Origin of the sequence: Actinomadura sp. NBRC 104425 (genome assembly GCF_030269545.1) — a bacterium.
In the GTDB taxonomy this organism is placed as follows: domain Bacteria; phylum Actinomycetota; class Actinomycetes; order Streptosporangiales; family Streptosporangiaceae; genus Spirillospora; species Spirillospora keratinilytica.
Window position 1 is genome coordinate 342558 of record NZ_BSTN01000004.1, and the last position, 20857, is coordinate 363414.

10 protein-coding genes are annotated in these 20857 nt (G+C 74.9%); 9 read left to right on the forward strand and 1 reads right to left on the reverse strand.

Annotation, left to right across the window (positions count from 1 at the left end; translation table 11 throughout):
• The first annotated feature begins 24 nt into the window (after positions 1 to 24).
• The 9 genes from QSK22_RS09365 to QSK22_RS09405 all read left to right on the forward strand — a co-directional run bounded on the left by QSK22_RS09365 (position 25) and on the right by QSK22_RS09405 (position 17861).
• Positions 25 to 1026 carry an ABC transporter substrate-binding protein gene (locus QSK22_RS09365; protein WP_285493632.1) on the forward strand — a complete coding sequence of 334 codons (1002 nt, stop codon included), beginning with the start codon at positions 25 to 27 and terminating at the stop codon, positions 1024 to 1026.
• On the forward strand, positions 1023 to 2054 hold the full coding sequence (locus QSK22_RS09370) for a FecCD family ABC transporter permease (RefSeq protein ID WP_285493633.1): 1032 nt from the start codon (positions 1023 to 1025) through the stop codon (positions 2052 to 2054). Before QSK22_RS09365 ends, QSK22_RS09370 begins: the two co-directional genes overlap by 4 nt.
• Entirely contained in the window at positions 2051 to 3070 is a 1020-nt protein-coding gene (locus tag QSK22_RS09375; RefSeq protein WP_285493634.1) for a FecCD family ABC transporter permease, read from the forward strand. The genes QSK22_RS09370 and QSK22_RS09375 overlap by 4 nt, the downstream gene beginning before the upstream one ends.
• On the forward strand, positions 3067 to 3915 hold the full coding sequence (locus QSK22_RS09380) for an ABC transporter ATP-binding protein (protein WP_285493635.1): 849 nt from the start codon (positions 3067 to 3069) through the stop codon (positions 3913 to 3915). Before QSK22_RS09375 ends, QSK22_RS09380 begins: the two co-directional genes overlap by 4 nt.
• The gene (locus QSK22_RS09385) at positions 3912 to 14525 is read left to right on the forward strand and encodes a non-ribosomal peptide synthetase (protein WP_285493636.1); all 10614 of its coding nucleotides are present in this window, start codon (positions 3912 to 3914) and stop codon (positions 14523 to 14525) included. Before QSK22_RS09380 ends, QSK22_RS09385 begins: the two co-directional genes overlap by 4 nt.
• The gene (locus QSK22_RS09390) at positions 14522 to 15937 is read left to right on the forward strand and encodes a DHA2 family efflux MFS transporter permease subunit (RefSeq protein WP_285493637.1); all 1416 of its coding nucleotides are present in this window, start codon (positions 14522 to 14524) and stop codon (positions 15935 to 15937) included. Before QSK22_RS09385 ends, QSK22_RS09390 begins: the two co-directional genes overlap by 4 nt.
• 264 nt (positions 15938 to 16201) lie before the next feature.
• Positions 16202 to 16735, forward strand: a complete 534-nt coding sequence (locus QSK22_RS09395) for an NUDIX hydrolase (RefSeq protein WP_285493638.1) — start codon at positions 16202 to 16204, stop codon at positions 16733 to 16735.
• 295 nt (positions 16736 to 17030) lie between these two features.
• The gene (locus tag QSK22_RS09400) at positions 17031 to 17192 is read left to right on the forward strand and encodes a hypothetical protein (protein ID WP_285493639.1); all 162 of its coding nucleotides are present in this window, start codon (positions 17031 to 17033) and stop codon (positions 17190 to 17192) included.
• Between the two features lie 162 nt (positions 17193 to 17354).
• Positions 17355 to 17861, forward strand: a complete 507-nt coding sequence (locus QSK22_RS09405) for an HAD domain-containing protein (RefSeq protein WP_285493640.1) — start codon at positions 17355 to 17357, stop codon at positions 17859 to 17861.
• A 689-nt stretch (positions 17862 to 18550) separates the two neighbouring features.
• On the opposite strand, the gene metE is transcribed toward QSK22_RS09405, so the two are convergent.
• On the reverse strand, positions 18551 to 20797 hold the full coding sequence (gene metE / locus QSK22_RS09415; protein WP_285493641.1) for a 5-methyltetrahydropteroyltriglutamate--homocysteine S-methyltransferase: 2247 nt from the start codon (positions 20795 to 20797) through the stop codon (positions 18551 to 18553).
• Positions 20798 to 20857 lie beyond the last annotated feature (60 nt).

Here is a 20857-nt window from a genome sequence, read left to right on the forward strand (position 1 = left end):
CAACCCCCATTCCCCGAGGAACACATGTTTACTGGTCGAACGGTACGTCGCTGCGCAGCCCTGCTGCTCGCACTCGCCCTGACGGCGACCGGCTGCGGGTCGAGCGGCGACGACGGCACTGCGGCGGCCGAAGGCGGCACCAGGGTGTTCAAGGCCGACAACGGCAGCATCACCATCCCGGCCAAGCCGCAGCGGGTCGTCGCCACCGGCTACGCCGTGCCGCCCCTGATCGAGGCCGGCGCGCCGCTGGTCGGCATCTCGACCTGGAAGCGCGGCGTGCCGATGATGGACGCCCAGACCAAGGCCACCTATGACCGGCTGCCCAAGGTCGCCGGGGAGCAGGCGGCCGAGACCAACTACGAGGCGATCGCCAAGGCCAAGCCCGACCTCATCGTCATCGGCGTGCCGGCACCGGTGCTCGGCGACATCGACGTCAACCGCCTGAAGTCCATCGCGCCCGTCGTGGCGATCGGCCCGACCGTCCCGCGCGCGTGGCGCGAACTGTCGCGCCGCCAGGCCGACGCGGCCGGGGTGCTGCAGAAGTACGACGCCACCAAAACGCAGTACGAGGCCAAGGCCGCCCAGCTCGCCGCCAAGTACAAGGACGTCCTGCCGAAGCTGAAGTTCGCCCACGTCGGCGCGTACGGCGAGGTCAGCAAGGGCAACTTCCAGCGCGAGTTCGACGGGTCCTGGGGCACCAACGTCGCCAACGACATCGGCGCCAAGTACTACGGCCAGGTCAAGCAGAAGGGAACCGGCTCGCGCAGCGTGAGCGAGTACCCCTCGATCGAGGAGCTGCCCAGCGCCTTCGCCGAGGCCGACGCCATCACCTACTCGGTCAACACCGACGGCTCGGTGCCCGAGTCCGTCAAGTACGTGCTCGACTCCGACCTGTGGAAGAACCTTCCCGCGGTCAAGGCCGGCCGCACCTACCCGATCCGCTACACCGAGGCCGCGACCTACCGGCAGGCCATGATGACCCTGGACGCGATCGACAAGTCGTTCGCGCCGCTGCTGAAGCAGTGACGGCCGCGGGCCGCGAGGCCGGAGTGCGGCGGCCCGAGCGGACGGGCGCGGCGGCCGGGCAGGCCGCCGTGCTCGCCGCGGGCGTGGCGCTGCTCGCCGCCGTCGCCGTGGTCAGCATCGGCGTCGGCGCCCACCGGGTCGCGCCCGGCGAGGTGGTGCGCGCCCTGGTCGCCTACGACGGCTCCGCCGACCAGATGATCGTCCGGGACGTCCGCGCGCCCCGGGCGCTGCTGGCCGTCGGCGTGGGCGCCGCGCTGGCCGTGGCGGGCGTGCTGGTCCAGACGCTGTCGCGCAACCCGCTGGCCGAGCCGGGCATCCTCGGCGTCACCGCGGGCGCCGGGTTCGCGGTGACCGTGGGGTCGGCGCTCGGGGCGGCCGCCGCCCCCGCCGGCCAGCTCGCGGTCGCCACGGCCGGGGCGGTGCTGGCCGCCGTGCTGGTGTACGCGGTCGGCCGGTCCTCGCCGCTGCGCCTGGTGCTCACCGGGGTGGCGCTGAGCGCGGTGCTGTCGGGCGTCTCCCTCGGCATGCGGCTGATGCTGCCCGACGTGTTCGACCAGTACCGGTTCTGGTCGGTCGGGTCGCTCGCGGGCCGGGAACGCGCCCCGCTGGCCCTGCCGCTGGCGGCGATCGGCATCGCCGTCGTCGGCGCGCTGCTGCTCGGCCGCGCGCTGAACGCCGTCGCGCTCGGCGACAACGTGGCGCACGCGCTCGGCGTGAGCGTCACGCGGGTCCGGTCCACCGCGCTCGTGCTGATCACGGTCCTGGCGGGGGCGGCGACGGCGGTGGCCGGGCCGATCATGTTCGTCGGGCTGATCGTGCCGCACGCGGTGCGCCCGCTGGCGCGCGGCTCGGTGCCGTGGCTGACCGTCCACGCCGCGGTCTTCGGCGCGGTCCTGCTGCTGCTCGCCGACATGGGCTCCCGGGTGCTGCTGCCGACGGGCGAGGTGCCGGTCGCCATCGTGACCGCCTTCATCGGCGGGCCCGTGCTGATCTGGGCGGTCCGGCGGTACGGGGCGGGGGCGTCGTGAGCGTGCTCGTGCTGCGCGCGGGCGGCCGCGCCGTCCACCTCGAACGCCGGACGCTGGTGCTGTCGGCGGCACTGGTGGCGGCGATGCTCGGCCTGGGCCTGCTCGGCCTGTGCTACGGCGCGGAGTGGGCCACTCCGGGCGAGGTCGCCGCCGCGCTGGCCGGGACGGGCGACGCCGAGGTCGTGATCCGGGACTGGCGGCTGCCGCGGGTGCTGGCCGCGCTGGTGTTCGGCGCCGCCCTCGGAACGTCCGGGGCGATCTTCCAGAACCTCACCCGCAACCCCATGGGCAGCCCCGACGTCATCGGCCTGGACGCCGGCGCCTACACCGGCGCGCTGGTGGCGCTGACCGTGCTGTCGGGGACGTCGACGCAGCTGGCGGTGTGCTCGGTGGTGGGCGGGCTGCTCGTCGCCGCGGTCATCTACCTGCTGTCGATGGACGGCGGGCTGTCCGGGCTGCGCCTGGTCGTCGTCGGCATCGCCGTCAACGCCGTGGTGACGGCGCTGAACTCCTGGATCGTGCTGCGCGCCGACCTGGAGGTCGCCATCGCCGCGGTGGGGTGGAGCGCCGGGTCGCTCAACGGCGTCGACTGGGCCGACCTGACGATCCCGCTGTGGGCCATCGCGGTGCTCCTGGCGCTGATGGCGGCCGGGTCCCACGCCATGCACCAGGCCGCGCTGGGCGACGCCGTCGCCACCGCCACCGGGGTCGGGCTGCGGCGGCTGCGGCTGCTGATGGTGGTGGCCGGGGTCGGCCTGACCGCGACCGTCACCGCGGTGGCCGGGCCGATCGCGTTCATCGCGCTGGCCGCGCCGCAGATCGGGCGCCGGCTGGCCCGGGCCCCCGGGGTGCCGCTGCTGCCCGCCGCGCTGACCGGCGCGGTGCTGCTGCAGGCCGCCGACCTGGCCGCCCAGGCGCTGCTGGCGCCCGTGTCGCTGCCCGTCGGCGTGGTCACCACCGCGATCGGCGGCTGCTATCTCCTCTGGCTGCTCACCCAGGAAGTGAGGCGACCATGACCGAGCCGAGCGGACGCACCGGGCGGCGCGGCGCCGCCCGGCTGCGCGCCCAGGACCTCACGCTGCGCTACGGGGACCGCGTCGTCTCCACGCGGCTGAGCATGGACGTCCCGGACGGCGCCTTCACCGCCATCGTCGGCCCCAACGCCTGCGGGAAGTCGACGCTGCTGCGCGCGTTCGTCCGGCTGCTGCGCCCCGCCGAGGGCAGCGTGCGGTTCGACGACCGCGACGTCGCCTCCTACCGGGGCAAGGCCCTGGCCCGCACGCTCGGATTCCTGCCGCAGGACCCGCTGGCCCCCGACGACGTCAAGGTCCGCCAGCTCGTCGCCCGCGGACGCTACCCGCACCAGGGGCCGCTGGCGGTGTGGTCGCAGCGGGACGAGGACGCGGTCGCCGAGGCGATGCGCACCGCAGGCGTCGCCGACCTCGCCGACCGGCCCGTGGCCGAACTGTCCGGCGGGCAGCGGCAGCGCGCCTGGATCGCGATGGCGCTCGCCCAGGACACCGAGTACCTGCTGCTGGACGAGCCGACCTCGTTCCTCGACATCACCCACCAGTACCGCCTGCTCGCGCTGCTCGCGCGGCTGCGGGACGAGGGCCGCACCGTCATCGCGGTGCTGCACGACATCAACCAGGCCTGCCGGTACGCCGACCACATAGTCGCCATGCGCGACGGCCGGATCGTCGCCGAGGGCGCCGCGGCCGACATCGTCGACGCCGCGCTGCTGCGCAAGGTCTTCGACCTGCCGTGCGTCGTCGTGCCGGACCCGGTCACCGGCACCCCGATGGTCGTCCCGGACCTCACCCACGAGCACCTCTCCACGGCCTCCAGGAGTGTGAGTTGAGCACCGTCCGCCACCAGACCCGCCCGCCCGCCGACACGTCGGCGACCGGCCCCGCCCTGGAGCTGACCAGCGCCCAGCTCGGCATCTGGAACGCCCAGCGGCTGGAGCCGGACTCGCGCTACTACCTGGTCGGCGACGTGGTGGAGATCTCCGGCGACCGGCCCGTCGACGCCCGGCTGCTCGCCGAGGCGATCCGGGCCACCGCCGCCGAGGCCGAGAGCCTGCGGCTGCGGGTGTTCGACACTCCCGACGGACCGCGCCAGGTGATCGGCGAGGTGCCCGGGCCGCCGGAGATCGTCGACGTGTCCGCCGAACCGGACCCCGCCGCGGCCGCGGCCGCGCTGGTCGCCGCCGAGCGCCGCCGCGCCGCCGACGCCGCCCGCGAGATGGTGGACCGCAGGCTGTTCTTCCAGACGGTCATCCGCCTGTCCGAGCGGGAGGTCTGGTACTCCCAGCTCGGCCACCACCTGGTCTTCGACGGCTACACCGCGGCGATGCTGGCCCGCCGGACCGCCGCGCACTACACCGCGCTGGCCACCGGCGCCCCCGCGCCGCCGTCGCCGTTCGGGCGGTTCGAGAACCTGGTCGAGACCGACCGCGCCTACCTGGCCGGCGAGCAGTTCGAGCGGGACCGCGCGTACTGGCTGGACCGGCTCACCCCGCTGCCCGACCTCGGGTCCGGCGCCGAACCGGCGCCCGGCCCCGCCGACCGTACGCTGAGCGCCCGCGCGGTCGTGTCGGCGGAGGAGTTCGCCCGGCTCCGCGCGTTCGCCGACGGGGAGGGCGTCACCTGGGGCGAGGCGCTCATCGCCTGCTATGCGGCGTTCCTGCACCGCCGGCTCGGGCAGACCGACGTCGTGTTCGCGCTGCCGCTGATGTGCCGGACGGGCCCGGAGCTGCGGACGCCCGGCATGGCGGTGAACGTGCTGCCGCTGCGGGTCGCCGTCCACGGCGGCGACCGGCTGGGGGAGCTGGCCCGGCGGATCGCGGCGGCGATGCGGGAGATGCGCGCGCACCAGCGGTACCGGGGCGAGAACCTGCCCCAGGACCTGGGCGTGCCCGGCGCCGGCGCGCTGCTGCACGGACGCGGCGTCAACCTCAAGGTGTTCGACCTCGCACTGGACTTCGCCGGCGCCCGCGGGGTGATGCGCAACGTCGCGGGCGGGCCGCCGGAGGACATGGGCCTGAGCGTCCTGCCGACCCCGGACGGCGGCCTGCTGCTGGGGTTCGAGGTCGACGCCCGCACCCACGACCAGGCGAGCGTCGACCGCAAGCCGGCCGAGCTGCACCGCCTGGTGACCGCGCTGACCGCGCCGGACGCTCCCCCCGTCGGCCGGGTCGAGCTGGTCGAACCCGCCGAGCGCGAGCGGCTGCTCGACGAATGGGCCAGCCCCGCCCCGCCCGGCGCACCCCGCGACGTGCCCGCCGTGCTGGACGAGCTGGCCGCGGCGCACCCCGACCGGACCGCTCTCGTGCACGGCGCGGACCGGCTGTCCACCCGCGACCTGGCCGAGCGCGTGCACCGCCTGGCCCGTGCGCTGCGCGCCCGGGGCATCGGCCCGGACGACGTCGTGGCGCTCGCCCTGCCCCGCTCCACCGACCTGGTCGTCGCGCTGCTGGCGGTGCTGGACGCCGGGGCCGCGTTCCTCCCGCTGGACCTGGAGCATCCGGCCGAGCGCACGCGCGAGCTGCTCGCCGACGCCGAACCCGCCCTCGTCCTCACCACCGAGGCCGCCGCGCACCTGGCCGGAGGCCTCCGCCTGGACGCGCCCGACACCCGGGCGGAGCTGGCGCAGCTGCCGGGCGAGCCGCTGGCGCCGGACGAACTCGCCGCCCCCCGCCACCCCGACCACCTCGCCTACGTGATCTACACGTCGGGGTCCACCGGCCGGCCCAAGGGCGTGCTCGGCCGGACCGGCGCGCTGGCGCGGCTGCTGCACCACCACCGCGCCACCGTCGTCGCCGAGGCGGAGCGGGCCGCGGGGCGGCGGCTGCGCGCCGCGCACACCTACTCGTTCGCGTTCGACTCGGCCCTGGACCAGCTGCTGTGGCTGCTGTGCGGGCACGAGCTGCACCTGTACGACGCGGCCCTGGCCCGCGACGCCGAGGCGCTGCTGGCCGCCTACGCCAGGGACCGGATCGACGTGGTCGACACCACCCCGTCGATGGCCGCCCCGCTGATCGACGCGGGCCTGCTCGACGGCGGCCGCCGGCCGTCGCTGCTGGTGCTCGGCGGGGAGGCCGCGCCGCCGGCGCTGTGGCGCAGGGTCGCCGCGTCCGGCGTCGCGGCGCGCAACATGTACGGCCCCACCGAGGCCACGGTGGACAGCACGACCGCCCGCATCGGCGGCGACGACCCGACGATCGGCCTGCCGCTGGGAGGCACCCGGATCTACCTGCTCGACAACGGGCTGCGGCCGGTGCCGCCCGGCGAGCGCGGCGAACTGTACCTGGCCGGGCCGCACCTGGCCCGCGGATACCTGAACCGGCCCGGCGCGACGGCCGAGCGGTTCGTGGCCGACCCGTTCGCGGGCCCGGGGCGGCGGATGTACCGCACCGGCGACCTCGCCCGCTGGGTGCCCGGCCGCGGCCTTGAGTACCTCGGCCGGGACGACGGCCAGGTCAAGATCCGCGGCCATCGGGTGGAGGTCGGCGAGGTCGAGGCCGCGCTCGGCGCGCTGCCCGGGGTGAGCGCGGCCGCCGCGGCCGTCCGGACCGACGGCGGCCCGGCCCGGCTGGTCGGCTACGTCGTCCCGGCGGCGTCCGGCGGCGGCCCGGTCACCCCCGAGTCGGTGCGCGGCGCGCTCGCCGAGCGGGTGCCCGACCACCTGGTTCCGGCGGCGGTGGTGGTGCTGGACGAGCTGCCGCTGACCCCCAACGGCAAGGTGGACCGCGCGGCGCTGCCCGCCCCCAGGGCCGCGGGCGGCGGCCGGGCCGCGCGCACCGAACGGGAGCGCGCACTCTGCACGGCCGTCGCCGACGTGCTCGGCCTGGAACGGGTCGGCGCCGACGACGACTTCTTCTCCCTCGGCGGCGACAGCATCACCGCGATCGGCGTCAGCAGCCGCCTGCGGGCGCACGGCCTGGACGTCCGGCCGCGCGACCTGCTCTCCCGGCGCCCCCTGGCCGCCATCGCGGCCGACGCCGAGGAGCGGACCGCCTCGGCCGCGGCGCCCGACGACCCGGTCGGCCCGGTCCCCGCGCCGCCGATCGTGCGCGCGCTGCTCGACCCGCACCCCGACGTCCGCGACATCGCCGGGTACGCGCAGTGGACCGCGCTCGCCGTCGACGAGCCGCTCGCCCTCGCCGACCTCGTCGACGGCGTGCAGGCCGTGCTGGACCGGCATGACGCGCTGCGGCTGCGCCTGGACGCCGCCGCGGACCGCCCCTTCGGGCTGGAGGTCCGTCCGCGCGGCGCGGTGTCGGCCGCGCGGATCGTCACCGAGACGGGGGAGGGGGAGACCGGTGCGCTGGCCGGGCGGCTGGCGTCCGCCCTCGACCCGCAGACCGGCGACATGCTGCGGGTGGCGCTGCTGCGGACCGGCGAAGGGGCGCCGGACCGGCTCGTGATCGCAGCCCACCACCTCGTCATCGACGGGGTGTCCTGGCGCGTCCTGCTGCCCGACCTGCACGCCGCCTGCACCGCCGCCCGCGACGGACGCCCCGCCGACCCGCCGCCCGCCGGCACGTCGTGGCGGCGCCATGCCGCCCTGCTCGCCGAGCAGGGCGAGACGGGCGCCCGCCGGGCCGAACTCGACCACTGGCGCCGCGCCGTCGACCCCGCCTGCCGCCCGCTGGGCTGCCGCCCCCTGGACCCGGCGCGCGACACCGCCGCCACCGCCGAGCGGTCCACCACGACCGCCTCCCCCGAGGTCACCGCCGCACTGCTCACCACGCTGCCCGCCGCCTACCGCGCCGGGGTCGACGAGGTGCTGCTGGCCGCGCTGGTGCTGGCGCTGCGGTACTGGCGCAGGCGCCGCGGCCTGCCCGTGCAGGACGCGTTCACCGTCACGATGGAAGGCCACGGCCGCGAACAGCTCGCCGCCGGCACCGACCTGTCCCGCACGGTCGGCTGGTTCACCAGCGAATACCCGGTGCGCGTGCCCGCCGACACGGTCCGCGCCGAGGACGACCTCGTCGACGCCCTGGCCGGAGGCGAGGCCGCCGGGCGGCTGCTGCGCGCCGCCAAGGAGGCCAAGCGCGCCGTCCCCGGCGGCGGCGTGGGCTACGGCGTGCTGCGCCACCTCGACCCGGTGACCCGGGCGGAACTCGCGGCCGCGCCGCCACCGGAGGTGCTGCTCAACTACCTCGGCCGGTTCGCCCCGCTGCCCGGCACCGGGTGGCGCCTCCCCGAGCGCGACGCGTTCGCGGTGAACGAACCGCCCGGCAAGGCGCTGGAACAGGTGCTCGCACTCAACTGCTTCGTGCACGAGCCCGGCGAAGGCAGCAACGCCCCGCGGCTGGCGGTCGAGTGGACCGCCGCCACGCGGGTGCTGGACGCGGACGCGGTGGCCGGCCTGCAGAGCGCCTGGGAGGCCGCACTGGCCGGCCTCGCCGTGCACGCCGCCGGGATCGGACCGGACGGCGGCGGCCTCACCCCCTCGGACCTGCCCCTGGTCACCCTGGACCAGGCCGACATCGACGCCCTCGAACGCCGCCGCCGCATCGCCGACGTCCTGCCCGCCACGCCGCTGCAGGTGGGGCTGTCCTTCCACACGCTCGCGCGCGGCGACGAGGACACCGACGTCTACGTCGTCCAGGCGGTCACATCCCTGCTCGGCGAACTGGACCCCGAACGCATGGCCGCGGCGGCGCGGGAGCTCCTGCGCCGGAATCCGGCGCTGCGGATCCACCTGGCCGTCACGGCGGCGGGCGACGTCGTCCAGGTGGTGCCCGCGGACGTCGACCTGGCCTGGCGGCACGTCGACCTGTCCTCCTGCGACCCCGGCGAACGCGCCGACCGGCTCGCCGCGCACCTCCAGGTGGAGCTGGACCGCCCGTTCGACCCGGCCGAGCCGCCGCTGATCCGCTTCCTGCTGTGCACGCTCGGGCCCGACGACCACCGGCTGGTCATCACCAACCACCACGCGCTGCTCGACGGATGGTCCATGCCGCTGGTCGGCCGCTCCCTGCTGGCGATCTACGCCGAGCTCGGCGGCGGCCCCGCGGCACCGCAGGCGCACCCGCCCGCCGAATACTTCCGGTGGCTGGCGGGCCGGGACCGGCAGGCCGCGCTGCGGGCGTGGCGGGACGCGCTGGCGGGCGTCGAGGAGGGCACCCGGCTGGCGCCCGCGGCCGCGGACGCCCGGGTCGAGCGGCCCGGGCGGGTGACCGTCGACCTGGGCGCCGAGCTCAGCGAACGGCTGCGCGCGCTGGCCCGCGCCCGCGGGGTGACCCTGACCACGGTGCTGCAGACGGCCTGGGGCCTGCTGCTCGGCAGGCTCACCGGACGACGCGACGTCGTCTTCGGCTGCCCGGTCTCCGGCCGTCCCCCCGAGATCGACGGCGTCGAGGCGATGATCGGCCAGTTCGGCGGCACCATCCCGGTCCGCGTCCGGCACGCCCCGGGCGACACCGTGGCGGACGTGCTGGCCGAGGTGCACGCGCAGAGCGTCGCGCTCGCCGAGCACCACCATGTCGGGCTGCCCGACATCCAGCGCGCCGCGGGCGTCGGCGACCTGTTCGACACGATGCTGGTGATGGAGAACTTCCCGCTGTCGAGCAGGCGGCGGACCACCCTGGCGCCGGGGCTGGACCTGGCGGGCGTGGACATCACCGACGCCACGCACTACCCGCTCACCGTCATCGTCATCCCCGAGGACGAGATCACCGTCGGCCTCGGCTACCAGCCGCACGCCTTCGACGAGGACACCGTGCGGCGCTACGGGCGCTGGCTGCGCAACCTGCTGCGGGAGATGGCCGGCGACCCGGCGCGCCCGGTGGCGCGGGTGCCGATGCTGGACCCCGGCGAACGCGACCGCCTGCTGCGTCTCGGCGACGGCGGCGCGCCCGCCCGGCCCCGGCGCGGCTGCCTGGAGGAGTTCGCCGCGTGGGTGCGCCGCAAGCCCGGCGCCGAGGCGGTGGTGTGCCGCGACCGCAGCCTGACCTACGCGGAGCTGGACCGCAGGGCCAACCGGCTCGCGCACGCGCTCACCGCCCACGGCGTCCGGCCCCAGGACCCGGTCGCGGTGCTGCTCGGCCGCGACGTGGAGATGGTGGTGGCGCTGTTCGGCGTGCTCAAGGCGGGCGCGGTGTACGTGCCGATGGACCCCGGCTACCCGCCCGGCCGGCTGGCGTACATGCTCGGCGACATCGCACCCGCCGCCGCGGTGACCACCGGCGACGCGCTGGAGCGGCTCGGCGGCCGGCTGCCCGCCGAACGCCGCATCCCCCTGCTGCGGCTGGACGACCCGGCCGCCCTCGACGGCCCGGCCGCCTGGGACGCCGACCCCGCCGAGGCGCGCCGCGGCCTGACCGAAGACGCGCTGGCCTACGTCATCTACACCTCCGGCACGACCGGCCGCCCCAAGGGCGTCGCGGTCCCGCACCGCGGCGTGCCCTACCTGGTCGCGCTGCAGGAGGAGGTCGTCGGCGTCACCGAGCACGACCGGTACCTGCACTTCGCCTCGACGAGCTTCGACGTGGCGTTCTGGCAGGCCATGGTGCCGCTGCTGTCGGGCGGCACGTCCGTCATCGTGCCGGAGGAGGCGCGGGTGCCCGGCGACGAGCTGCTCGACTACATCACCGAGCACCGCGTCACCGGCGTGAACCTGCTGCCGTCGTTCCTGGCCGCGATGCCAGACGACCTGACCGTCGACCCCGAGGTGTTCTTCGTCGTCGGCGCCGAGCGGCTCGATCCCGCACTGGCCCGGCGGTGGGGCGACCGGCGGGCGCTGTTCAACGCCTACGGCCCCACCGAGGTCACGGTCAACTCGGTGACCTGGCAGTACGACCCCGACGACGCGGGGCCGCTGCCCATCGGGCGGCCCGACCCGGGCGTGCGCGCCTACGTCCTGGACGGCGGGCTGCAACCGGTCGGCGTCGGCGTGACCGGCGAGCTGTACCTGGCCGGCCCCAAGCTCGCCCGCGGCTACGTCGGCCGGCCCGGCCTGACCGCCCAGGCGTTCGTCGCCGACCCGTTCGGCGGCCCCGGGGAGCGCATGTACCGCACCGGCGACCTGGTGCGGTGGCGGCCCGACGGGCAGCTGGTGTTCCTCGGCCGCGCCGACCACCAGGTCAAGATCCGCGGGTTCCGCATCGAGCCGGCGGAGATCGAGACCGTGCTCGGCCGGCACCCGCACGTCCGGGCCTGCGCGGTGATCGTCAGGGAGGACCGGCCGGGGGACCGCCGCCTGGTCGGCTACGTCATCCCGGTCGACGGCGCCGACCTGGACCCGGACCGGGTGCGCGACGACCTGGCCCGCGAACTGCCCGACCACATGGTGCCGACCGCGCTGGTGGTCATCGACAGGCTGCCGCTGGGCCCCTCCGGCAAGCTGGCCCGGGACGCGCTGCCCGCCCCCGAGCTGCGCGCCGCCGCCCCGGCGCGCGAACCGGCCACGCCCGCTGAGACCGTCCTGCTCGGCGTCGTCCGCGACGTGCTGGGCACCGCCGAGGTCAACCTGGACGACGCGTTCCTCGACATCGGCGGGGACAGCATCGCGTCGCTGCGCCTCGTCTCCCGGGCCAGGCGCCACGGGCTGCGGCTGAGCCCCCGCGACGTCTTCGAGGGACGCACCATCGCCGGGATCGCGGCGCGCGCACAAGGCCCGGACGGCGGCGCCGCCCCGGACGCCTCGGGTGGTCCGGCCGTCGGTGACGCGCCGCTCACACCGGTCATGCGCGACCTGCTGCGCCGCTGCGCCGCGAGCGGCGCGGCCGCGGACGGCTTCTGCCAGTGGACCGAGACTTGCGTCCCGGCGGGCGGCGACACGGCCGTGTGGCGGGCGGTGCTCGACGCGGTGCTGGAGCGGCATGACGTGCTGCGGGCCCACCTCGCCCATCCGGACGGGGCGGACGAGCCGGTGCTGCGCATCCCGCCGGTGGGCGCGGTCACCGCCGCGCAGGTGCTGACGCACGTGCGTGCGGGGGACGGCGACGACCTGCGCACGCTGGTCGACTCCCACATCGCCGCCGCGCGCGCCCGGATGGACCTGCGCACGGGACCGCTGCTGCAGGCCGTGTGGGTCGATGCGGGCCCGACCCGGCCCGGTCGGCTCGCCCTCGTCGCGCACCATCTGATCGTCGACGGCGTGTCCTGGCGCATCCTGCTCGACGACATCGCGCACGCCTACGACGCCGCCACCGCCGGCGGGCGGGGGAGCGCCGCCGTTCCCGAGCTGCCGCGGCACGGGGAGTCCTTCCTCGGCTGGGCACGGTCGCTGCGCGCCGCCGTGGAGCAGCGGCGGGCGGAGCTTCCGCACTGGCGGCGGATCGCCGAAGCGAGTGCGCAAGAACCGCTCACCGGCAAGCCGCGCGACCCCGCCCGGGACACCGCCGCCACCGCGGTCCACCATGAGATGTGGCTGGAACCGGACGTGACGCGGACGCTGCTCACCGCCCTGCCCGCCGCCTACCGCACGACCCCCGACACCGTGCTGCTGACCGCGCTGGCCGCCGCGGTGGGCGACTGGCGCGGCGGCGAGCCGCGGCTGCTGGTCACCCTGGAAAGCCACGGCCGCCCGCCGCACACCCCCGACCGGGCGCGCCCGGTGGACCTGTCCCAGACCGTCGGCTGGTTCACCGCGACCTACCCGGCGCTGGTGGAGCTGCCCGGCGACGGCGGGTTCCCGGAGGCGCTCAAGGCGGTCAAGGAGCAGCTCAACGCCCACGGCGACGGCCTCGGCCACGGCGTCCTCGCCGCGGCGGGGGAGCTCGGCGACGCACCGGAACCGGAGATCAGCTGGAACTACCTCGGCCGGTTCCCCGCGGCCCTGGGCGCGGAGACCGCGTGGCAGCCGCCGCCGGACGCCGAACCGCTCGGCTCGGGCGCGGGCGACGACCTGCCGCTGCCGCACAGCCTGATGATCAACGCGCTGGCCCGCGACGACGGCTCCGGCGACGGCGGCGGCGCCCTGGGCATCCGGTTCACCTGGCCCGCGGCGCTGTTCACCGAGGCGGAGATCACGGCCCTCGCCGACCGCCTCCGGCACGCCCTGGCCCGGCTGGCGGACCCCGCCGTGCTCGACGCGGCCGGGCTCACCCCGTCCGACCTGCCGCTCGTCCGCCTGGACCAGGCCGCGATCGACGCCCTCGAACGAGGCCACCGGGCCGTCGACGTGCTGCCGCTGTCCCCGCTGCAGCAGCTGATGCTGCGGCACTCCCGGACGGCGCGGGCCCTGCACGCACCCGACCCCTACACCGTGCAGTCGACCTTCTCCCTCGCCGGGGCCCTGGACGTCGACGCGCTGCACGCGGCCGGCGCCGACCTGGTCGAACGCCACCCGAACCTGGCGGCGGTGTTCCCCGACGCCCCCGGGCTGGACAACGTGCAGGTGCTGCCCGCCGAGCCCTGCCCGGACCGCCGCGTGATCGACGTGTCCCACCTGTCCGATCCCGACGCCCAACAGCGGCAGGTCGACCGTATCCTCGCCGACGACCTCGCCGAACCCTTCGACCTGGCCGCCGGGCCGCCGCTTCGGCTGACGGTGATCCGGCGCGGCCCCGACCGGGCCGACCTCGTCCTCACCAGCCACCACGTGCTGTCCGACGGCTGGTCGGCGCCGCGCATGCTCGCCGAGCTCTTCGCGTGCTACACCGCCCGCGTGCGCGGCGACGCACCCGGCGACGCCCTGCCCGCCCCGGTCCCGTTCGCCGACTACCTGCGCTGGCGCGCCGCCCGCGACCGGCAGGCCGACCTGGACGCCTGGCGCGCCGAGCTCGACGGCCTGCCCGAGGGCGACCACCTGACCGGCGACGAGCGGGCCGTGCCGGTGGCGCGGCGGCACCCGGAACCGGTGCTGCTGCAGTTCGACGCGGAACTGGTCGACGCGGTCACCCGGACGGCGGCCCGGCACGGGCTGACCCCCAACACGATGCTGCAGGGCGCGTGGGCGGCGGTGCTCGCGGCGCGCTCCCGCCGCCGGGACGTCTGCTTCGGCGCCATGGTCTCCGGCCGCACCCCCGAGGTGGACGGTGTCGAAGAGATCATCGGGCTGCTGGCCAACACCGTGCCGGTGCGCGCCCGGTTCACCGGAACGCTCGCCCGGACCCTGGCCGACCTGCAGGCGCGGCAGCAGGCCATGATCGAGCACCATCACGTCGCGCTGGCCGACCTGGAACGGATGACCGGGCGCCGCAGGCTGTTCGACAGCCTCGTGGTGTTCGAGAACTACCCGGTGGACCCGGACGCCCTGCGCGAGCCCGCCCCGGGGCTGACCGTCATCGCGACCCGCTTCCGGGAGACGACGCACCACCCGCTGACCGTGACCGTCATGCCGGAAGGCGGCGGCTGGACGGGCGTCCTCGGATACCAGGCGGAACTGTTCACCGCCGCCGAGGTGCGCGGGCTGGCCGACGACCTGCTGCGCGCCGTCCGGGCGCTCGCCCGCGCCGAAACCCTCGACGAGGACGCCGCCGCCGTCCTCGCCCGCCTCCAGGGCACGCGGTGACCGGCGGGCACGACGGCGCGACGAAGATCGACGCGTCCCTGCTGCGCACCGCGTTCATCCTGGTGCTCGGCACGTTCATGGCGTCACTGGACGGCACGATCGTCACCGTCGGCGTCGACACGCTCGCCGAGGAGTTCGGCGCACCGGTCACCCGGATCCACTGGGTCACCACCGCCTACCTGCTCGCCGTGGTCGCCGCGGTGCCCGCGTCCGGCTGGCTGTCGGACCGGTTCGGCGGCCGCCGGACCTGGCTCGCCGCGGTGGCGGTGTTCGTGGCCGGATCGGCGCTGTGCGCGCTGGCCTGGTCGGTGCCCAGCCTGGTGGCGGCCCGGGTGCTGCAGGGCCTCGGCGGGGGGCTGCTCCCGCCGACCGGACAGGCCCTGCTCGCCCGGGTCGCCGGCCCCCACCGGACGGGCCGCCTCATCAGCGTCGTGGGCGTGGTGCCGCTGCTGTCCCCGGTGCTGGGCCCGCTGGCCGGCGGATCGGTCCTCGCCGTGGCCGACTGGCGGTGGCTGTTCCTGGTCAACCTGCCGGTCGGCCTGGCCGCGCTGCTGCTGGCGCGCCGCCATGTGCCCGCACCGCCGCCGACCGCGCGGGGAGTCCCGTTCGACGTGCGCGGCGCGGTGCTGATGTCGCCCGGCCTGGCCCTGCTGATGTTCGGCCTCACCATGTACGGCGACCGGGCGTCCGCGTCGGCTCTGGCCGCCGTGCTCGCCGGGCTGGCGATGCTGGCCGGGTTCGTGGTGCACGGCCTGCGCACGTCCGGCGTGCCGCTGATCGACCCGCGGATGTTCACCCGCCCGCCGCTCGGCGCGGCGGCGCTGGCGCTGCTCATGCTCGGCGCCGCGGTGTTCGGGACGATGTTCCTGCTGCCGCTGTACCTGCAGAGCGGCGACGGCCTGTCGGCGTTCCAGACGGGCCTGCTGCTCACGCCGCAGGGCATCGGCGCCGTGGCGGGATCGTTGCTGGTGCAGCGCATCATCAACGGCACGCCCCCGCGCAGGCTGGTGCTGACGGGGCTGGCGCTGGTTGTGCTCGGCACCGCGCCCTTCACCCAGCTCGCGGACGACCCGCCGTACGCCGTCATCGCGGGCGCGCTGCTGGTGCGGGGACTGGGCGCCGCCATGATCAGCGCGCCGGTGATGAACCTCGTCTACAGCCGCATCGACTCGGCGCACCTGGCACGCGCGTCCGGGGCGCTCAACCTGCTCAACACCGTAGGCGGAACGGTGGGCACGGCGGCGGTCGCGGTGATCCTGAACAGCCGCCTGGACGCCCGCGGAACAGACGTCCCCTCGGCCTACGCCGACACCTTCTGGTGGGTCCTGGCCTTCGGCCTCCTGGCAACCATCGCCGCCGCCCGCCTCCCCGGCACCCCACCCGCCGCCCACCTTCCGCAAGGCAAACGCTGACCCTGAACACCACCCGAAACCGCCGAGGCCCGATACCGCCAAACCTCGCCGAGCAGGTCCAAGGTCGCACTCCCACCCGGCGCCGGCGACCACAACGCCCCTGCCAGCCGTGCGGCATGCTCTCCGTCGTTCTCCCGAGACGGGGCAACAACACCAGATTGCGGCCACCGGCTTGTTCATCGGGTTCGAGCGTGCAGCGGACCACCCCGGCACACCCCCTTAACGTGGCGGAGGGTCCGTCAGCAAGGTAGAAAGCACCGCCGTATGCGTTGGAAAGTGCACTCCGAGCAGCCGCTCTACCAGGACCCTTGGCTCGACATCCGGCTCGCCGATGTGGAGATCACCGGCGGTCGGCATCTCAGCCATCGCGTGATCCGCACGTCCCCGGGGGCGGGTGCGGTCGTGGTGGGCGAGCATCAGCGCGTGTTGCTGATCTGGCGCCACCGCTTCATCACCGATACCTGGGGCTGGGAGATCCCCCTCGGAGGAATCCACCCGGGCGAATCCCCTGAGGGTGCGGCCGCTCGTGAGGTGGAGGAGGAGACCGGGTGGCGGCCAGGGCCGATGCGGCCTCTCACCGTCGTCCAGCCGACCCCGGGGATCAGCGACAGCCGGCACATGATCTACCTGGCCGACGGGGCCACCCACATCGGCGCACCGACCGAGGACTGGGAGGCCGAGCGGGTCGAGTGGGTCCCGCTTGCCGATGTTCCGGAGCTGGTGGCCCGGCAGGAGATCGTCAGCGGTACGAGCATGGCCGCGCTGCTTTACGCGTTCACAACGGCGTCTGAGAAGTGACCGCCAGGTGCCGACCATACGCGGCGTCCCTGAGGCCCATGCGAGACCTCGCCGCAGGGTCGCCATGCTCCGGCTGTCCCAGGGCCCTGTCCGGTGGATCATGGTTGATCGGCAGCAGCACGGTGATCAGGGCGGTTCCGGCCCGGTGATGACCGGCGAGCGTGGCGTGGCGGGCGGCGACACCGCTGCCGGTCACATGATCAGTGCGGCAAGGGTGACGGCAGTTCGGTAGGAGCGGGCGGTCTTGCAATAGCGGGTGGCGATGCGGTCACTGCTTGAGACGGTCGGAGGGCTCGTGCTGCCGGTGGATACGCACGTCGAAGACAGGAGGGTGGCCCGCAGTCTCCTTGCGCAGCCGGTTGCTGATCTGACCGGGGCGTTCTCCGACGGCGGCGCCTCCGTGCTCGCGAAGAAACAGGCGCGTACGGGCGCGGGCGTGGGATTTCTTTGCGTGTGAAGAGCTCTGGTGGGCCCTGTATGCGGCTGGCGGGCGCTGTGCGCAGGACTTCAAGGCGATTCCGGCTGAGGAATGGCGGCGGCAGCCGAGCATAGGGATCTCGTAAGATCGACGCGAGGGGCCGCCGGCGCATCGCCACGAGCGAGGTAGGGTCATCGCGGCATGACCTTCCACACCGAACGTCCGCTGCTCTTCCTCGACGTCGACGGCCCGCTTCTTCCGTTCGGTCAGCCCCCGCGACATGGATCTTGGGACACCACTCCAGACTCGCACCTGACGCGGCTCAGCTCCGAGGTCGGGCGCCGGTTGGCGGCGCTGCCGTGTGCACTCGTCTGGGCCACGACCTGGGAAGACGCGGCGAACACCGAAATTGCGCCCCGGCTCGGGCTGCCGCAGCTGCCGGTCGTGCACTGGCCGGACACACTCGACGAGCACGAACGCGAGGACCGATGGTTCGGGCTCAGCTGGAAGACCCGGCCCCTGGTGAACTGGGCGGCCGGACGCCCCTTCATCTGGGTCGACGACGAGATGACCGACGCCGATCGAGACTGGGTCTCCACGCACCACAGCGGTCCGGCTCTCCTCCACCACGTGGCGGCGTCCCGAGGACTCACCGACGAGGACTTCGCAGCACTCGAGGAATGGCTTCGAGTGCTGTCCGGTCGCTGATCGGCCCGCGTTCCGCACACGAGGCGGCTGATCGCTGTATACCGGGGATGGTGTGTGCGGGATACACCATCGCCCCAGAACGGGCGCGGATGGATACTGCTGGAGCGGTCCGTGTCGGCGATCAGGCGCCTGAGCCACACGCGTGGGCGGTCCGGATGACCCGACCACCTCGACCAGGCGGGTGCAGTCATCGACGTTGCCGGCGGTGACCACGAACGCCGACGGCAGGCCGCGCCCGTCGCAGGCCAGGTGGATCTTGTCGGCCCGTTCGTCGCGTGATGGTCCGGGCGCCTGCTGCCCTCCCTTTCCGATGCTGGTGGCATGACGGCGGGCGCGGACGACGGGGCAATCGACCACAGCGGACCGACAAGAGCCACCGGACACGCCCTAACTGCGGTCGGGTAGGCGGTAGGTGCTGGAGGTTTGCCACGCGTCCGGCCGGTCGGTCGAGCCGGTGCGGTGGGAGGGCGGCGCTCCGGCGCGCCGAGCGCTGTGGGGGCGCCTGACGCGGAGCCCACGACTGCTGTCGGCCGGGCGAGCGGGCTGCCGCGATGGTATCGCCGTCACGATTCCGGTCCCGGGCGCCAAGGCCCGGCACCGGCGGTGATGGTCGTCCGCCGCCGTCGAGCCGGTTCCGCGGTGCATGGCCCGCGGACAGGCCCGGGCCATGCACCGACCGGTCCTTAAAGTCAGCCCGAGAGGCTCTCCCGGACGCGCCGCGCGGCGGCGACCAGGTTGCGCAGGGACGCCTCGACCTCGGGGTAGTCGCGGGTCTTCAACCCGCAGTCGGGGTTGGCCCACAACCTGCCGGGTTCGACGGCCTGCAGGGCACGCCGAAGGTTGTCCTCCATCTCCTGCACCGAGGGGATCCGGGGGGAGTGGATGTCGTAGACGCCGGGGCCGATGCCGTTCCGGTATCCGGCGGCGCGCAGGTCGGCGACCAGCTCCATGCGCGAGCGGGCCGCCTCGACGCTGGTGACGTCGGCGTCGAGGGCGCCGATCGCGTCGATGATCTCGCCGAACTCCGAGTAGCACATGTGGGTGTGGATCTGGGTGGTGTCGGCCACTCCCGAGGTGGCCAGCCGGAACGCGCCGACGGCCCACTGCAGGTAGGCCGAGTGCTCGGCGCGGCGCAGCGGCAGCAGTTCCCGCAGGGCGGGCTCGTCGACCTGGATGATGCGGATCCCCGCCGACTCCAGGTCGCCGATCTCGTCGCGCAGGGCGAGGGCGACCTGGCGGGCGGTGTCGGCCAAGGGCTGGTCGTCGCGGACGAACGACCAGGCCAGCATGGTGACCGGGCCGGTGAGCATGCCCTTGACGGGCTTGTTCGTCAGGCCTTGGGCGTAGGTGGTCCACTCGACGGTCATCGGCCGGGGGCGCGCGACGTCGCTGTGCAGGATCGGCGGCCGCACGCAGCGGGAACCGTAGGACTGCACCCACCCGTGCTCGGTCGTGGCGAATCCGTCCAGTTGCTCGGCGAAGTACTGGACCATGTCGTTGCGTTCCGGCTCACCGTGCACGAGCACGTCGAGCCCGATCTCCTCCTGCAACCTGATGACGCGGGCGATCTCGTCCTTCATCGCCTGGATGTAGGCGTCTTCGCCGATGCGCCCGGCCCGGCGGTCGGCGCGGACCTTGCGGATCTGCGGAGTCTGGGGGAACGAACCGATCGTGGTCGTCGCCAAGTCGGGCAGGCGCAGCGCGGCCCGCTGGGCGGCGAACCGGGCGGCGCGGTCGCCGCGGCGCGCGTCGCCGAGCATGTCCAGGCGGGCGCGGACGCGGTGGTCGATCCCGGCGGGAGGCGCCGGGATCTCGGAGGGGGCCGGGGCGTCCTCGCGCAACGCCCTGCCGAGCGCGACGACCTCGGCGACCTTCTGCCGGGCGAACGCCAGCCGTTCCCGCACGGCCGGGTCGAGCGAGGTCTCGGCGTCCAGGTCGATCGGCACGTGCAGCAGCGAGCACGAGGTGCTCACCGTCACCTGACCGGCCAGCCCCAGCAGCGCGGCGCACGTGGCCTTCGCGCGGCGGGAGTCGACCCGCCAGACGTTGCGGCCGTCGACCACGCCCGCCACGACGGTCCTGCGGGGCAGGCCGCCGATCGATGCGAGCACCTCGAGGTTGTCCGGTCCGGTGACGAAGTCCAGCCCGACGGCCTCGACCCGGCTGTCGGCCAGCACGCGCAGCGCCTCCGCGCCGACCCTGCCGAAGTAGGTGGCGACCAGAAGGCGCGGCCTGCTGGGCAGTGCGCCGAGCCGCGCGTAGGCGCGGGCGAGCGCGGCGATCTCCGCTTCTGTCCGGTCGGCCACCAGCGCGGGTTCGTCCAGCTGCACCCATGCGGTGCCCGCCCCGGCCAGCCGTTCCAGCAGCTCGGCGTACACCTCGACCAGCTCGTCGAGCAGGTCGAGCGGGCGGAACCCCGCGGGCGCGTCCACCGCGGGCTTGGCCAGCAGCAGATAGGTGAGCGGTCCGACCAGCACCGGACGCGTCTCGATACCGAGGGCCTTGGCCTCCCGGTACTCGAGCAGCGGTTTGGCCGCCGGCCCGTCCGCCAGCCGGAACCTGGTTCCCGGGGAGAGTTCGGGGACGATGTAGTGGTAGTTGGTGTCGAACCACTTGGTCATCTCCAGCGGCGGGACGTCCTGGACGCCCCGCGCCATGGCGAAGTACCGGTCGAGGCCGGTCAGGTGGCGGTAGCGGTCCGGAACGGCGTCGACCAGGACGGTGGTGTCCAGCACCTGGTCGTAGAAGGAGAAGGTGTTCGACGGGATCGCGTCCAGGCCCGCGTCGCGCAGCTCGGTCCAGACGGCGGCGCGCAGATCGGCGCCCGCCTTCTCCAGCGCGGCGGCGTCGATGCGCCCGGCCCAGTAGTCCTCGGTGGCGAACTTCAGCTCGCGGCGCGCCCCGATGCGGGGGTATCCGAGGATGGTGGTGTTCATGGCGGCTTCCCTCGCTAGCCGTAGGCGGCCACGCGAAAGGAGCAGCGCAGGGTACGACGC